Source organism: Paenibacillus sp. FSL L8-0158, from assembly GCF_038592965.1.
Taxonomy (GTDB): Bacteria; Bacillota; Bacilli; order Paenibacillales; family Paenibacillaceae; genus Paenibacillus; species Paenibacillus polymyxa_D.
The window spans coordinates 3960971-3977165 of record NZ_CP151949.1 but is presented as its reverse complement, the minus strand read 5'-3'; the positions used below and the strand labels follow the sequence as shown (position 1 = coordinate 3977165).

The 16195-nt window shown below is 46.0% G+C and carries 13 protein-coding genes; 11 read left to right on the top strand and 2 right to left on the bottom strand.

The window, feature by feature from the left end; all coding sequences use genetic code 11:
- The first annotated feature begins 162 nt into the window (after positions 1–162).
- The 7 genes from NSQ68_RS17480 (at position 163) to NSQ68_RS17450 (ending at position 8988) form a co-directional block, all read left to right on the top strand.
- Complete coding sequence (locus NSQ68_RS17480) at positions 163–750, top strand: restriction endonuclease (RefSeq protein ID WP_342426652.1); 588 nt, start codon at positions 163–165, stop codon at positions 748–750.
- Positions 751–926: 176 nt separating this feature from the next.
- A complete protein-coding gene (locus NSQ68_RS17475) occupies positions 927–1931 on the top strand; it encodes a BMP family ABC transporter substrate-binding protein (protein WP_342426651.1) in 1005 nt (334 codons plus the stop codon).
- 27 nt (positions 1932–1958) lie between these two features.
- Positions 1959–3623 (top strand): methyl-accepting chemotaxis protein, encoded by a 1665-nt coding sequence (locus NSQ68_RS17470; protein ID WP_342426650.1) that lies wholly within the window; start codon positions 1959–1961, stop codon positions 3621–3623.
- 213 nt (positions 3624–3836) lie between these two features.
- A complete protein-coding gene (locus NSQ68_RS17465; RefSeq protein ID WP_342426649.1) occupies positions 3837–6278 on the top strand; it encodes an AraC family transcriptional regulator in 2442 nt (813 codons plus the stop codon).
- A gap of 129 nt (positions 6279–6407) precedes the next feature.
- Positions 6408–7415, top strand: coding sequence for a tripartite tricarboxylate transporter substrate binding protein (locus tag NSQ68_RS17460; protein ID WP_307347274.1), 1008 nt, complete (start codon positions 6408–6410; stop codon positions 7413–7415).
- 48 nt (positions 7416–7463) lie between these two features.
- The gene (kdgT, locus tag NSQ68_RS17455) at positions 7464–8465 is read left to right on the top strand and encodes a 2-keto-3-deoxygluconate transporter (RefSeq protein WP_250260847.1); all 1002 of its coding nucleotides are present in this window, start codon (positions 7464–7466) and stop codon (positions 8463–8465) included.
- Between the two features lie 169 nt (positions 8466–8634).
- Positions 8635–8988, top strand: coding sequence for a hypothetical protein (locus NSQ68_RS17450; RefSeq protein ID WP_029515421.1), 354 nt, complete (start codon positions 8635–8637; stop codon positions 8986–8988).
- An 82-nt stretch (positions 8989–9070) separates the two neighbouring features.
- Here NSQ68_RS17450 and NSQ68_RS17445 read toward each other — a convergent pair whose 3' ends face one another.
- Both NSQ68_RS17445 and fdhF read right to left on the bottom strand, forming a co-directional pair.
- Positions 9071–9553, bottom strand: a complete 483-nt coding sequence (locus NSQ68_RS17445) for a DUF1641 domain-containing protein (RefSeq protein WP_342426648.1) — start codon at positions 9551–9553, stop codon at positions 9071–9073.
- A 12-nt stretch (positions 9554–9565) separates the two neighbouring features.
- A complete protein-coding gene (fdhF, locus tag NSQ68_RS17440; RefSeq protein ID WP_342426647.1) occupies positions 9566–12508 on the bottom strand; it encodes a formate dehydrogenase subunit alpha in 2943 nt (980 codons plus the stop codon).
- Positions 12509–13148: 640 nt separating this feature from the next.
- Here fdhF and moaA point away from each other — a divergent pair.
- The 4 genes from moaA to NSQ68_RS17420 all read left to right on the top strand — a co-directional run bounded on the left by moaA (position 13149) and on the right by NSQ68_RS17420 (position 16184).
- Complete coding sequence (moaA, locus tag NSQ68_RS17435; protein ID WP_342426646.1) at positions 13149–14162, top strand: GTP 3',8-cyclase MoaA; 1014 nt, start codon at positions 13149–13151, stop codon at positions 14160–14162.
- Between the two features lie 40 nt (positions 14163–14202).
- Entirely contained in the window at positions 14203–15015 is an 813-nt protein-coding gene (gene fdhD / locus NSQ68_RS17430; RefSeq protein WP_342426645.1) for a formate dehydrogenase accessory sulfurtransferase FdhD, read from the top strand.
- A 133-nt stretch (positions 15016–15148) separates the two neighbouring features.
- Entirely contained in the window at positions 15149–15397 is a 249-nt protein-coding gene (locus NSQ68_RS17425) for a MoaD/ThiS family protein (protein ID WP_342426644.1), read from the top strand.
- 55 nt (positions 15398–15452) lie between these two features.
- Positions 15453–16184 (top strand): molybdenum cofactor biosynthesis protein MoaE, encoded by a 732-nt coding sequence (locus tag NSQ68_RS17420; RefSeq protein ID WP_307347258.1) that lies wholly within the window; start codon positions 15453–15455, stop codon positions 16182–16184.
- Positions 16185–16195 lie beyond the last annotated feature (11 nt).

Genomic DNA, 16195 nt, shown 5'->3' with positions numbered 1-16195 from the left:
GGAATTTAGACAGCTTTGAGGCAAGACGAAGATAGCCCCGTCGAATCTGGCGGGGCTATTGTTATGTGATAAAGAGAGATGTAATAGGGGAGTCAGCGTGCATAGGGGAGTTCCCTGTTAAGGATGATACGGCTACGCTTATGGTAGAAAAGGGAGAGTTGGATGTTGCTAGAGAAATTATTGGCATACAAGGAATTAGGAATAGGACTCATTGTACTTTTAGTGTTGTTTGCGCTCATCATCAGAGGACTGATACGTGGTCGCAGAAATCGGATTTTACGTGATCTGGACCCACGCAAAATTGGAATTCAGGATATAGATCGTATGGAGGATGGCTCGGAATTTGAGCTTTATTTGCAACGGTTGTTATCTGCACTTGGCTATAAGGACATCTATAAAACAACCAGTAGCCGGGATTTTGGAGCGGATCTGGTTTTTACAGACCGTGAAGGCGTCAGAGTTGTCATACAGGCCAAACGTTATGGCGTACAACATCCGGTGGGCTTGGGAGCAGTACAGGAAATTTACACCTCTATGCGTTATTATGCGGCCGACAAGTCTATCGTCATCACCTCCGGCCGTTATACGGAATCCTGTAAAACACTTGCTGCTGTCAACGGGGTTAAATTATTAGACCGCAACGACTTGATCGACATGATTGATTTATTCAAGACGAAACGCCGCGAGGAAGTCATGGATCTCATAGAAAGTAAAACCGAAGTGATTGCTTCCAAATGGAGTGGAAGATAATCATAAAGGGACTGAACGACTGGCAACGAGATCGAAGCCCAGTAATCAGTCCCTTTCTTAATTTTCTCATAACAAAATAGTGGAAATGAATTTACAGAAATCCTTATGAAAGAATATGCTTTTTTAACCGATATAAAGATGTTGGGGATTTCCAAATTATGCTGAGGTGATATGTCATGAAGAAGCGAGCAGTACTATTAAATGTTAGGTGGATTCCCATTGTCACAATCCTTGCATTATTGCTAAGTGCATGTGGGCAATCGGCAGCACAAACCAAGGCTCAGCCCATTAAGGTGGGAATCGTACTGTCAGATATTGGTTTGGGTGATCAGTCTTACAGCGACGCGGCTTTTCGAGGTTTGGTCAAGGCACGGGATGAGGGGAAGATTGTTTTTGAATACCGGGAAATAACGGAGACCAAGACGTATGATGCGGCTTTTGAGCAGCTTGCTCAAGAAAAGGCTGATTTAATCGTTGGATTAGGTTACATGGTGAAGGACAGTCTGGAATCTATTGCCAAAAAATATCCAGACCGTAAATTTTTAATCGTGGATGAGAAATCAAATTTACCGAATGTGGCTTCTATTACCTTTAAAGAAGAAGAAGGCAGTTTTATGGCCGGAGTCATTGCAGGGTTGACGAGTCGTACCGAACAGGTGGGTTTTCTCGGAGGTGTGGAATCTCCTTTGTTGAAAAAGTTTGAAATTGGATATAGCGCAGGGGTTCACTCAGTCAAGCCTGATGCCAAAGTCACCGCTACGTATGCAGGCGATTTTGGAAAGCCAGAGCTGGGGACGCAAATTGCAGATGACATGATCAATAACGATCAGATTGACGTTATCTATGCAGCCGCAGGCCTTACGGGTGTGGGTGCGCTACAAGAAGCACAGAAGCAGCAAAAATTCGCCATCGGGGTCGATAGCGACCAGTTTTTTATTGCGGAAAAAGCGGTAGTGACCTCGATGTTTAAAAATGTAGACATTGCCATTTATACAGCAGTCAAAGGCTTTGCAGATCATCAAAGAAAATTTACGGAGAAGGATATGGTGTTTGGTCTTGCGGAAGATGGTGTAGGTTTGGCGCCTATTCGTGTCGTGACACTGAGTCCGGATCAGCAAAAGTTGTTGGATGATTTAAAGGAAAAAATCAAATCCGGCACACTGACTGTTCCCACCCAATAAATTTTCGCAAACGGAGGATGAAAGCTGATGAAACTGCAAGGTAAACTGGTGCTGAACGCGATGATTTCCTTGATCGCTTGCCTGGCTTTAGTGGCATTTATCATTTTTGAATTAATTCGTATTAACTCGCAAAGTAGCAATCTGGTTCCGGCTATGTTGAATGTACAGCAGCTCAATGCCTATTTGATTCAGTCAGGGCAGGCACTGCAAAATTATTCAGCTTCCATGACGGAGAGCAACAAAGCCGATGTGCAAAATCAACTGACTCAGTCTGAAAAGACGATTACTTTGCTTTCACAGGGCATGATGCAGACCGAAGAACAGCAAAAACGACTGAATACGATTAAAACAAAATTCAGCCAATTGAAAGTAGCAACGGAGAAAGCAATGAGTACCCAAAACAGCCCAGAGTCCAAGCGAGAGGCCATGCGTGCCCAAGGGATTCAGAACGATGTATTTATGCTGGATCTACTGACCAAGGCGCGTTATGACCAATACACAGAAGATTTGACCAAGAGCATTCGTTTTACTTGGCAATTGGCCTTGGCAGGTGCAGTTATACTTCTGGTGGCGGTTGGGCTATATAATACATATACCTCCAGGCAGCTTGCTCTTAGAACACGCAAGTTAACGGATGCCGCGAAGCAAATTGCCGAGGGGAATTTGACGGTACAGCTTGCCCAAACCAAGGGACGCGATGAGCTGGACGAGCTCAATGAATCGTTCCGAGTCATGATCGGGAACTTGCGCAACATTGTGCTATCCATTGATCAGGCGGGTAATCGTGTCGATCTGATGGCTCGGGATATTGATCAGCATAATGAGGCCATGAAGGAAATTGTGACACAAGTAAGCACGTCAACAGAGGAGCTGGCAATAAGCAGTCAGAAAATTGCTGAGGATCTGTCGTCGACAGTTGGCGTTGTGGATGAAATGCAGCAAAAGTTTGAATCGAATCTGCTGGAGACCACTCAATCGACTGCGTATAGTGAGGATGCTTTGCGTGTCATTGAGCAGGGTACGCGGGTCATGAGCGATCAACTGCGTATTGTTGCAGAAAATCGTTCAGCCATGTCCGAAGTGGAGCAGACGGTCAAGGAGCTGGAGGCTAATGCAGCCGAGATTACAACCATGACTGGATACGTCTCCGAAATTGCCAGCCAAACATCGCTGTTGTCCTTGAATGCTTCTATTAAAGCTGCACGTGCAGGTGAAGCAGGAAAAGGTTTTGCTGTTGTTGCCAATGAAGTGAAAAAGCTGGCGAATCAATCAGAGTCTGCGGTAAAGAAAATTTATACCGCTGTTGACAGTATCACGCAGGCTATGGATAAGGTGAAGACTTCTGTGGCGCAAAGTCAGGAGCTGTTCCGTGAGCAGGAGAAGGCAACCTCCTCGACCGGAGCATCGTTTACAGAGATTAGTGGCAAAGTGCAGCAAATTGCCGGCCAAGTCAGCAAGCTATCAACGGACATGAATGTATCGCGTGAACTGAGCGTACAGGTGCAGCAAGCTATCGAAAATATCAGCGCAATCACTCAGCAATCCGCCGCAGGCAGTGAAGAGATTACGGCTTCCACGGTGGAGCAGAAGCGTTCATTTGAGGAATCGGCTGAGAAGGTAAAAGAGCTTCGTCAGATTCGCGAGGAAATGCAGCGGGAGCTAGATCGTTTTCAGGTGGAAAAGACAAGCTAAAACCTGTGGAGCGAGTATCTGTTTTTGCTGAATAATGAATATAAGCAGTGCCAAAGAAGAAGTTCTAACTTGTACAGTACAGGGAGGCTTCTTCTTTTTTTATTTTAATGATGTGACTTATATTAAGTTTGATATACATAGGCAGGGAATTCCGACTCTTACGTCAAATAGATTTAGGGAGAATATGTCACCACGTATATTGGCAAGAGGAAGATGGACAACGAAGTCCGGAAGGATGAAGTTACGGGAATGTTGCGACTTAAGCTTCGATTGATACTGAAAAATAAACAGACAAGACTGATTCTACTGCTCACTCTGTGCGTGTCGCTTGTGATTAGCGTGATCGGCTTACTATCGTATTCAGGATACCGTGAAGGTTTGGATACCGAGCTGAACACACCCAATATAGAATTATTGCAAATCAATCTGGATGTGACCAATCGGGCTTTTCGTGAGTCTGATAACAAGGCGCTGGACGCAGCATATCATCCGGACGTAGAGGCTTTTGTGCGTGTCCAAAGAGATGGGAAATCGCTGCCAGACAACGCCTCCGTCATAGATCGGCTTCAGAAATACTTGAAAACCCTTTCTTCACACGAAGAAATTTATTCGGTTGAAGTTATTTCTTTGGACAATCATGCTCTGGTATCCAGCAATTATGGTTACATGGCTGATTGGAAGCAGGCACCGGATACTACATGGGTTCCCTGGATTCAGGACATTCAAAAAAAGCCGTTGTTAATTAAGCGGAGATGGTACGGCACCGATCGTGAGCAGGGGACGGTAGAGCTACTCTCGCTGGCCAGGCCTATAGTAGAGAATGGTCAGGTCATGGGTGCGGTGCTAATCAATCTGGATTACGACCGTTTTTTCTCCAAGCTATATATTCATTTATCCAACTCGCAATACGTGTACGATCTGGAGGGCGAGTTGATCTATCCCAAGCTGAGATCGTCCTTACCCTTAAATGATATGGGCAGGGTTTTGAAAGAACTGGATGTGAGTCCCTATGCTTATGTGGAGATAGGGGACATGGAATATATGGCGAATCAAACCTTTTCTGATGTAACGGGCTGGCGTCTAGTATCGCTCGTTCCGATGGACAAGCTGCTGAAAAATGTAAAGCTGGCGCGCAATATGATGCTATGGCTGGCCTTTATCTCCATACTGGCTGGGTGCTCAGCAGTTTACTATTATAATTATGCAGCTTTTCGCCCTATGAAAAAAATTAATAGCCTGTTGAATTCGGGCAATAAGGGAACGCGCCAAGGAGGATTGTATGACCTGGAACCTGTGATTAGTAAACTGGTTGGAGAGTTTCATCGCAAATCATTGGTGGTAGAGCGAAGTCTGCCGGAGCTGCGTTCCAAATATATGGAAGATGTCATCCAGCGTAGAATGGGCATACAGGAAATGCGTATGAAATGGGAACAGTATTTTTCCGATTGGGACGGTAATTCTTTGTTTGTCATGATCGTGTCCATCGACCGGTACTCTACGTGGGCCGCAAGCTTTCCAGAAGAGGATAAAATGCTGCTCAAGTATGCGCTGAACAACATTTTGCTAGAGTTGCTCGAACCTCACTGGAAAGCAGTATGCTCGCCGGAGGAGGAAAGTGGTTTTATTGTGCTGTTACAGTTCAGTGAGAATTCGAATGAAGTTGGTACAGTGACTGACCTCCAAGAGAGCATTTTGCTTCAGAAAAGCGTGGATAGGCTGATTCAGGTTGTCGGTGAGTATCTTCCTTTGACTATTTCTATAGGGATTGGTCATATGGTCACGGATATTCAAGAGACACGGGCGTCTTTTATAAAAGGAAAAGAGGCCCTTAATTTGCGTTTGTATGAGGGGTATGGACGTTCATATACGAATATAGACAGCAGGATAAGTGTGAAAAAGGATAACACAGTGGATGAACAGTCAAAGGAGCAGATTCAGGATTCAACATTGCTGAACAATCGGCGTGTGGAAATAATTCGTGCCCTGGAGGCACAGGAACCTGGTGCAAGTGTAAAGCTAATCAGCCACTGGGTAGAAGAACTTCGATTCCACAGAACATCTCCAGCCCAGGTCTACTTGTTTGTTCATGAATTGCTGGAAGATTTGCTAAAATGGTGTGTCACTCAGAGTGTGATGCCGCCGGATCAGCTTGCTGATTACCACTGGAATCAGATTCTGACGCTAGACCTTCAAGACATTGAGGCATTGCTGGTCATGATGTTGACTGATATTGAAGAAAAATGGAACGGACGTATCCAGTCCAAAGATTTTGTGCGTGTACAAGAGATGATTGAATATATGGAACATCATTTGCATTTGAACATCGGGCTTCAGGAAATTGCGGATCATGTTCACATGAGCGTGTCCTCGGTGAGCAGCATGTTCAAGGAAGAAACAGGGACCACCGTTTATGATTATTTGACTGGATTACGCGTAAAAAAGGCATGCACATTACTATGTGAAACCCATTTGAAAATCGGTGAAATTGCAGAACAGGTCGGATATCGAAATGAGAACAGCTTTATTCGGGTATTCCGCAAGCACAAACAAGTGACCCCAGGGAAATTCAGACAAATCAGCAAATCTTCCAATGAATATGCAGATCGGTCAAAAGGTCGATACTTTGGCGAAATAGAAGATAAATACGAAGATTAAGCGATAGCTGTAGCCCTCCACGTTGCGGTACATTGACTTCATGTAAACGCAAACAACAAGACCGAAAACGTTGGAGGTGAAAACGGGCGCATGACGGGCCCAGTTCATTTTTGGAGAAGAGGAAGCGTAATGAAGAAAAAGCCATGGCAAAAATATGTGCTGGTTGCGGCGGGAGTAGCTATGCTTTCTGCCTTGAGTATCAGTGAATATGTGGATCACCATACCCTGCAGGATCACAGCCGTATATTTCCTACGAAGCCAATAACACTCGTCGTTCCTTATGCGGCGGGGGGCGGTACGGATATTACCGCGAGAGCGTTGGCAAAAGCCGCCGAAAAGCATCTCGGTCAGCCGATCATCGTCGTTAATCGAACGGGAGGAGGCGGTTCTGTCGGGCTGATGGAAGGGGCTGAGGCGCAGGCGGACGGTTATACCGTAACGTATCTGGTCGCTGAGCTGACTACGTTGCCTCATTTGGGACTGCTACCGCTCACCTATGAGCGATTTAAGCCGCTGCTTCAAACCAATATGGACCCTTCCGCCATTACGGTCCGGGCGGATGCACCATGGAAGACAGCGGAGGCATTTCTGGAGGATGCTGGGGCACATCCCGGCAAGCTCAAAATGGGGAATGCAGGCACAGGGAGCATATGGCACCTTGCTGCCGCGATGCTGGAGCAGAAAAGCGGAGTCCGCTTTACCCATATCCCTTATGAGGGAGCAGGCCCAGCCGTCTCCGCTTTAATGAGCGGATTTGTGGATGCTGTACCCGTCAGTCCCGCAGAAGTGAAGAAATACGTGGACGAAGGGAAACTTCGCATACTGGCGATCCAGGCAGACACTATTTCGGAAGCGTTTCCAAAAGCGCCGACACTACAGCAAGCCACTGGGTTGCGTGTACATTTTATTGGCACTTGGAGAGGGCTGGCTGTACCCAAGGATACACCGGATGAAGTTGCTCAAACGCTGACGGATGCACTGATCAAGGGGACGAAAGACGAGGAATTCAGGGAGGAAATGCGTAAGCATGGGTTGGGATTGCGTGTCCAGGATGCAGAGGCATTCGCGCGGCAACTGAAGGAGAGTCACGATACCTTCGCGAGACTGATTCCCGAGCTCGGCTTGAGCCGCAAGTAACACGGCCTTGTTTTTGCATTGGCAAAAACGAAAGGGTTGAACGAAGTTATGAAAATCAAACAAAACATTGATAAAATTCCAGGGGGCATTATGCTGGTGCCGCTGTTTATTGGCGCACTTTTTCATACATTTACTCCATGGGCAGGCGACTATTTTGGATCTTTTACCAAGGGGCTGATGACAGGTACGGTACCCATCTTGGCAGTGTGGTTTTTTTGTATGGGTGCTTCCATAGATGTACGAGCGACGGGTACTGTATTGCGTAAATCAGGAACGCTCGTATTGACCAAAATCGCGGTTGCGTGGGTAGTGGCGATCATTGCATCCAGATTGCTGCCTGTTGGTGGTATAGAAAGTGGGCTATTTGCAGGTTTGTCGGTGCTGGCGCTGATCTCGGCTATGGATATGACGAACGGCGGGTTATACGCCTCTATTATGCAGCAGTATGGCTCCAAGGAAGAGGCAGGAGCATTTGTATTGATGTCACTGGAATCGGGTCCGTTGGTGACCATGATTATTTTGGGTAGCACCGGGCTGGCCGTTTTTGAACCGCAGACCTTTGTGGGGGCGGTATTACCATTTTTGGTCGGCTTTATGTTGGGCAATCTGGATCATGATTTCCGAAAATATTTTGGGAACGCAACGCAAGCTTTGATTCCATTTTTCGGTTTTGCACTTGGTTGTTCCATTGACCTGAGTGTCATTGTCCAGACAGGTATGCTTGGTATTTTATTGGGTATTTTTGTCATTATCGTTACAGGTATTCCACTGATTTTGGCGGACAAATATATCGGTGGTGGCAACGGTACAGCAGGAATTGCAGCCTCTAGTACAGCAGGAGCAGCAGTAGCCAATCCAGTGATTGTCGCCAATATCAAGCCTGAGTTCCTGCCTGTTGCGCAATCTGCAACGGCCTTAGTTGCTGCTTCGGTTATTGTGACCTCGATTTTGGTACCTATTCTGACGGCATACTGGGCCAATTATATGAAGCGTAAGGGGAAATCCCAAGGAGCAGGGCCTGTAAATCCAGGGGCGAATGTACCTAAATGAGGATTTTGCAAAATCCTGAAATAAAGTTTAAGTAATGAGGGTTCAATTGGTCGACGTTACCATTACCCGGGAAATGCTGTTACAGTTATAGATACACCTTCCATCCCAACATGATAAAACTTGTCCTAAAACGCTTCTGCAAACATACATATGTAAGTAGAGGAGCGTGATGGGATTGGAAAACAAGGTGCGTCGCTACTACCAGTTAAAGCAAAAGCAAAAAGAAATTGAAGGTGAACTGACTGATTTGCGTAATGACATTACCGCTCATTGTGCGCAGCAGGAGGTGTCAGATTGGGAAATTGGCAACTACCGAGTCAAGATTGTGCAACAGCACCGTAAGGAATACGATCATACAAAGCTGTATGATTCACTGCCTGATCCGCAGCTATGGCGCTTGTTTTCCAAGCCGGATACGTCGAAGATTGCCAGTTTGCTTAAGCTCAAGGTCATCGCAGAGGAGCAAATAAAAGATGCCGTTTCTCTTAAAACGGTGACGCTATTGCAGGTGGATAAAAAATAAATAAAAAGAGCTGCCCCCGTTTTCGGAGCCAGCTCTTTTTATTGCCTGTTGTTACTAGTCTTCCACCTTCACGCTCTATGAGTTATTTATCAGACAAACTTCTTCCCACTCCTTTGAGAAAATGAATGCCAAATCCCATTGCCCGGTTTACATCTGGATCATTCATCGCCTTCATAAGATCGCGCAGACGAGTCTTTTTATTCTGCTTTAGATGTTCTTCGGCTTCGTTCAGGCCATTGGTAACGCTGTTTGTCAACTTTTTCATCAGCTCGGGGTCTACCTCGGACAGCATCCCTGCTGCTCCCATGAGATTATTGATGATGTTCGTCACAGGCTTACGCGTCGCTTGTCCTACAGCGATTTTGGCGATGCTTTCTTTGGCTTTTAGCATAGACTGAGCTGCTTCGAGAAGACCACTGTCGTGCAGCTCGCGTACGATTTCAAGCGTCTTCTGCAATGCTGCCCCATTGTCCGCCAGATCAGCAGTAAGCTGATCCAGCGCTTGTTTTTGGCGTTCTTCTTCTGTCAAAACGCGTTTTCTCACAATTGAAATAGGCTTAGCCACGGTTCAACCTCCTTATTTTTGATCCACCAAATCGACGTAACCGGGACGATTCCACTTACGGTCCACTTCAACCCCATTTTGCGGATGACGCTTTTTGTAACGCGGATTGATACGTGGCAGTGGATTTTGACCGTCAACCTCCAAAATTTGCATCCGTACTTTGGCTTGTTTATAGGCCGGTGTGCGGGTGACCACATCGAACGCTCCTCCAGTTAACAGATTGACCGCACCATCATGGCTGGTAGAGTGCATCGGCACATAAATTTCAGTTCCCTGCACCCGGTCTGTCACCAGAACACGTAGCTTGACCGCACCATAAGGGGATTCCAGTCGGACCAGCGATCCATTATTGATTCCGCGCTCCTCAGCCAATTCAGGTGACACTTCCACAAATACTTTTGGGAGTTTGAGCTGAATGCCTGCCGATTTGGTCGTCATATTTCCCTCATGAAACTGTTCGAGCAGTCGACCATTATTTAAGGTCAGATCGAATTCAACAGGGTACTCTTTTGGTGGTACATATTCGAAAAGTCCCAAACGCGCTTTTTTATCTGGAAAGTTAAAGCCGTTGGTGTGCAGCAGCGGTGTATTGCTACCATCCGGCGATCCCCAGTGGAAGCTGTTCCAGCCTTCCAATACGTCATAATTACATTGGGAGAAAAATGGAGTGAGCGACGCCATTTCCTCAAAAATTTCACTTGGATGGCTGTAATCCCAATCAAATCCCATATGCTTGGCAAATTGGCTGAAAATCCACCAATCCGGTTTACTGTCTCCCATAGGGCGGAGTGCTTCGTATAAACGCTGGACACGACGTTCAGTGTTCGTAAAGGTTCCGTCTTTTTCGAGTGAAGGTACGGCTGGCAAAATAACATCAGCGAATTCAGCTGTCTTGCTCAGAAATACATCCTGAACGACAAGGAAATCCAAATTCGCCAGCATTTCTTGGGTATGGTTGGAGTCGGCATCCACCCATGCCATCTCTTCTCCAGCGATATACATCGCTTTGAGCTTACCTGCTTCAATGGCTTCTAGCATCTGAATGTTGTCCAGTCCGCGTTGACCTGGGATTTGTACGCCGTAGGCCGCTTCAAACTTGGCACGAATGACATCGTTCGTCACGGGCTGATAGCCCGGGAAAATATCCGGCATCGTACCCATATCGGCAGCACCCTGAACATTGTTATGTCCGCGAAGCGGATATGCGCCTGCACCCGGACGCATAAAGTTTCCAGTCACCAGCAGCAGGTTGGCAATCGCAATCGAAGTGTAAGAGCCTGCGATGTTTTGCGTTACACCCATGCCCCAGCAAATGGCAGTGCCGTCGGCTTCGTGAATCATAGTCGCTACCTGAATCAGTGTCTCTTTGGAAATACCAGTTTCCTGTTCGGCAAAGTCCAGGGTGAATCGCTCTAGCAATTTCAAATATTCAGGATAGAAGTTTACATGCTCTTCAATGAATTTTGCATCATGCCAGTTTTGCTCAATGATGTATTTGGCTACAGCGGATAACCATACATAATCAGTACCTTGCTTCGGACGAATGAACAGATCAGCGCGTTCTGCCATTTCATGCTTGCGCAGGTCGACCGAGATTAACTTTTGACCGTGCAGCTTATGCGCACGTTTGATACGAGTAGCCAGCACGGGATGACCTTCTCCCGGCGCGCAACCGACCAGCATGACCAAACCTGCTTTGGCAATATCTTTAATCGTACCGCTGTCCCCACCGATGCCTCCGGTGTATTGCAGCCCCCATGACGCAGGAGATTGGCAATACCGTGAGCAATTATCGACGTTATTCGTTTGGAAGACCTGACGAGCCAACTTCTGCATCAAATAGTTTTCTTCATTGGTAAATTTGGACGAAGAAATAAAGCCGAGTGCTTCGCCGCCGTAAGTTTCTTGAATAGCTCCCATTTTACTGGCCATCAGGCTCAGTGCTTCTTCCCAGGTTGCTTCCACAAATTCGTCACCTTGACGGATTAAAGGGGAGGTCAGACGCTGATCGCTGTTCACAAAATCCCAGCCGAATTTTCCTTTTACGCATGTCGAGATACCGTTAACAGGTCCCTCAGAGGTAGGTTGTACCTTCAAAATTTTGCGGCCCTTGGTCCAAACCTCAAAGCTGCAACCTACACCGCAAAACGTACAGACGGTTTTCGTTTTTTTCGTACGGGTTTCACGCATCGCTGCTTCGGCTTCGGAAATAGCAAAAATCCCACTATAGCCCGGTTCCACTTCCTTTATTAAATCCACCATCGGATTCAATAAATCCTTGCTCATGCCACTCATGAAGCCTGCTTCTCCCAGCATAGATTTCTCCATCAAGGCATTACATGGACAGACGGTTACACACTGACCACAGCTAACGCAGGAGGAATCGTTAATCGCAACCCGGTCATCCCATATGACGCGAGGACGTTCAGCCTCCCAGTCGAGGGACAGCGTTTCATTGACCTGAAGGTTTTGGCATACCTCTACGCATTGGCCGCATGCAATACATTGATTGGGGTCATATCGGTAGAAGGGATGAGACATATCTACTTCTGTCGGGTCAACTTTCGGTTGATACGGATATTTTTGATGTTCAATTTCCATAAGCTCTGCTGTATTATGCAAAGTACAATTACCGTTGTTGTTATCGCACACGGTGCAGTAGAGGAGATGATTTTCCAGCAATCGGTCCATAGCCTCAGTTTGAGCTGCTTTCGCGCGATCCGAATGTAAATGAATATTCATTCCATCCGAAGCCAATGTCGAGCAAGAACGCATAAGTTTTCCGTCCACTTCCACGATACATGTGTCACAGGTGCGGATCGGATCGACTTCGGGAACGTAACACAGCTGGGGATGGGCGATATTGTTTTCGTTAATCACTTCAAGAATCGTTGCGCTGCTCTTTGTTTTCAGTTCCTGTCCGTTTAATGTAATTTTGATCGTACTATCAGTCACGGTTCAGGCTCCTTTCAGATTTTAAATTTAAAAATTAGAAATAAAAAAACTCCACCATAAACACAAGTGCTCATGTTCCAGCACTTGTGTTTATGGTGGAGTAGTGACCAAGCTCTAGGTCCTGGAGGCCAATCCGCCATTTGAATATGTATTAATAACAAACAGTACGCACCGTCTGTATATCAATAACTTCTGAATAACTTAGATATGTCATTTTCTGCATGTCATCTCGTGTAACTATAACGTAAAATTTAAGATAGTTCAACGGTACATTACTAATTTTTTAATTGATAATGATTATCGTTTGAGAAAACGAAAAATCATTGACAAACGTTCCAGGATTGCTAACAATAGGAATGTAGTCTATTTCAGAGCAATCGTAAATGGAGTGTACGTGGGAATCGCGTATATTTTATTTGTCGCAGCGCTTGTTAGTTTGATTTTTCTATATCGCATGATGTGGGATTCGTAAAATCCTGATGTAGATAAATTAACCGGCATTTAGCAGATTCTTCGATATTCATAAGCGAAGAAGTTGTTGTGATGCCGGTTTTTTGGTTCAGTATAAAATGAATGGAAATACCGTTCCAATTTAGAGGGTAAAGAGTTTTATTAATGAAGACGGATTGAGGTGAACAGGATGGCGAACCGGAGCGACGATCAATGGAATCGTCCGTTACGGGACTTAAGAATATCCGTCATAGACCGATGTAATTTTCGGTGCCGATATTGTATGCCGGAAGAAATATTTGGCCATGACTATCCGTTTTTGCCAAAAGAGAAAATATTGACCTTTGAGGAAATCACGCGCCTTTCCCGTATTTTTGTCTCGCTGGGCGTTACGAAGCTGCGTATTACTGGTGGTGAGCCGTTGCTGAGGAAAAATTTGTCCTCGCTTATTCATTCGTTAACTCAACTCGATGGAGTTGAAGATATTGCAATGACGACAAACGGCGTATTTTTGCCTAAATATGCTGCAGCACTGCGAGAGGCGGGACTGAAGAGAGTGACGGTTAGTCTGGATTCGCTCGATGATGATCGGTTCCGCCAAATGAACGGGGGCAGAAGCAGCGTAAAGGCGGTGCTGGATGGTATTGAGGCTGCGGATCAAGCAGGGATGCAGGTGAAAATAAATATGGTCGTGCAAAAGGGCTTTAACGATCAGGATATTGTTCCCATGGCCGATTATTTCCAAAAGAAAAAGCATATTTTACGTTTTGTTGAGTTTATGGATGTAGGCAACACCAATGGCTGGAAATTGGATCAGGTCGTTTCCAAGCAGCAGATCATCGAAGCCATTCACGAGCATATGCCGTTAGAGCCTGTCGCACCCCAGTACAAAGGTGAGGTGGCGACGCGCTACAGGTATCAGGACAGAGACGGGGAAATCGGCATTATTTCGTCTGTTACGGACGCCTTCTGCTCCACATGTACACGAGCGAGAATTTCTGCTGAAGGCTCCTTGTACACGTGCCTGTTTGCCTCTCAAGGGTACAAGCTTCGCGCGATGCTACGTTCCGAGCAGTCCGATGACGAGATTAAAGCATATATTGAGCGTGTTTGGAGAGAACGTACCGACCGCTATTCAGAGGAACGGCTGAATCATACACAGCAAGCAACGTCTAAAATTGAAATGTCACACATCGGCGGGTGAGCCGGAGAGCCAGCCTGTCAGAAACAAGGGAGTGGAGCACGTGGAAAAGCCAGCTGAGGTAAAACGTGAGATTCTCCGTTATCGTGACGGTCAGATCAAGCGTTTTGAAGACACGGTGGTGACGGAGCATCCGGTGACCATCAAAATCAATCAGCAGGAATTTGCTACCATGGTTTGTACACCGGAGTATGTGGAGGATATGGCAGTAGGTTTTTTGGCCTCTGAAGGCGTCATTCAACGGTACGATGATATCGAAGATATTTGGGTTCAGGAACAAGAAGGCTTTGTTCATATCAAAACCCGTCGAATGAATGAGTTTTATCAAAACTTTCATTCCAAAAGGTACATTACCTCCTGCTGCGGAAAAAGTAGACAGGGCTTTTATTTTGTAAATGATGCCAAAGTGGCAAAAAGAATGAATGACACCCATGTTACGCTGTCTTTTGACGATTGTTTCCGCTTGATGAATTTAATGCAAAACTCGGCACTTACGTTTCAGGAGACCGGTGGTGTTCATAATGCAGCGCTGTGCGATAAAGACAGGATGATCCTATCCAGAATAGATATCGGTCGACACAATGCGCTGGATAAAATCTATGGGCATTGCCTAAAACACGATATTGTATTACAAGACAAAATCATAGTATTCAGCGGACGCATTTCGTCTGAAATTTTGTTGAAGGTTGCGAAGATTGGCTGTGAAGTTGTTTTGTCCAAGTCAGCACCCACAGAGCTTGCACTTGAGTTGGCTGAGGATCTGGGGATTACGACCGTTGGCTTTATACGCAGTCGTTCTCTGAATGTATATACGCATACCGAACGGATTGATGAACTGGTTGAATCTAAAATATAATATAATAATCTTCAATGTACACCGTCATAGTTAACCAGCATGGAATAAAACCTTTCGAGGTATTCATTCATGTTGGTTTTTCTTGGTACATATGTGGTGGGCAGTCACTGTACTCAAAAGGAGGGTATGTTAAATGAACTATCATATTCAAGTATTTGCTGGACTTGCGGAACAGATGGGAGGGCCTATAATTATGGTACCTACTGAGCAAGAAACGATGACCGTTGCCGCATTAAAAGACTTGCTATCCGAGCGTTTCCCTGAATCAGCAGCTCAGTTGCAGGGTTCTTTTATTGCCAGAAATCAAGCCTACGCCGCTCCTGAGGACCTCGTGAGTATACATGATGAGATTGCGATTATTCCTCCGGTTTCAGGAGGGTAAATTCTATTAATAGGATAGGTGAATTCGATAGAATAGGTGCAAGGGGGCAGATCATATGCAATATCGTATTCAACTATTCGCAGATATGGCGGAGCAACTTGGTGATGTGATCACGGTAGAACTTTCACAGGAAGCGGTGACCATTGCAGACATTCGAAAAAGGCTGAATGAGCTGTACCCGGAAGTGGCTTCACAACTGCCAGGTTCTTTTTTTACCCATCATAAAAAGTTGGCTTCTCCAGATGAACTTGTGCTTCCATCAGATGCAATTGCTCTTCATCAGTCAGCATCCGGGATGGAGACGGTCGTTTCAAAATGTGGTTTATTTGCCATTACGTACGACCCGATTGATGCCGATGAAGTAACCTCAAAGGTACTCGACCCTTCTCATGGCGCCTCGCTGACCTTTAATGGTACGACTCGGGAATTTACGCAAGGTCAGCGAACGGTGTTGCTTGAATATGAGGCGTATGTCCCGATGGCCATGAACACGATGAAGCAGATTGGTGACGAAATTGCAGAGCGTTGGCCTTCCACACGTACTGCGATTACACATCGGCTTGGCACGGTAAGAATTGGAGAGACGAGTGTGGTGATTGCTGTCTCAGCTGCACACCGCGATACTTGCTACGAAGCCAGCCGCCATGCCATTGAACGGTTAAAGCAAATCGTACCGATTTGGAAAAAGGAAGTGTGGGAGGACGGCTCAGAATGGAAGGGGCATCAGCTGGGTGGCTGGAATCCTCAAAATACCCCAAAGCTTTCGAATAAGGGCGAGGACATCTAAGCTTTTAGCTT

Excerpts from the sequence above, each read along its gene's own strand:
- NSQ68_RS17480 (WP_342426652.1), top strand. The coding sequence starts at position 163 with ATGTTGCTAGAGAAATTATTGGCATACAAGGAATTAGGAATAGGACTC.
- NSQ68_RS17475 (WP_342426651.1), top strand. The coding sequence starts at position 927 with ATGAAGAAGCGAGCAGTACTATTAAATGTTAGGTGGATTCCCATTGTC.
- NSQ68_RS17470 (WP_342426650.1), top strand. The coding sequence starts at position 1,959 with ATGAAACTGCAAGGTAAACTGGTGCTGAACGCGATGATTTCCTTGATC.
- NSQ68_RS17465 (WP_342426649.1), top strand. The coding sequence starts at position 3,837 with ATGGACAACGAAGTCCGGAAGGATGAAGTTACGGGAATGTTGCGACTT.
- NSQ68_RS17460 (WP_307347274.1), top strand. The coding sequence starts at position 6,408 with ATGAAGAAAAAGCCATGGCAAAAATATGTGCTGGTTGCGGCGGGAGTA.
- kdgT (WP_250260847.1), top strand. The coding sequence starts at position 7,464 with ATGAAAATCAAACAAAACATTGATAAAATTCCAGGGGGCATTATGCTG.
- NSQ68_RS17450 (WP_029515421.1), top strand. The coding sequence starts at position 8,635 with ATGGGATTGGAAAACAAGGTGCGTCGCTACTACCAGTTAAAGCAAAAG.
- moaA (WP_342426646.1), top strand. The coding sequence starts at position 13,149 with ATGGCGAACCGGAGCGACGATCAATGGAATCGTCCGTTACGGGACTTA.
- NSQ68_RS17425 (WP_342426644.1), top strand. The coding sequence starts at position 15,149 with ATGAACTATCATATTCAAGTATTTGCTGGACTTGCGGAACAGATGGGA.
- NSQ68_RS17420 (WP_307347258.1), top strand. The coding sequence starts at position 15,453 with ATGCAATATCGTATTCAACTATTCGCAGATATGGCGGAGCAACTTGGT.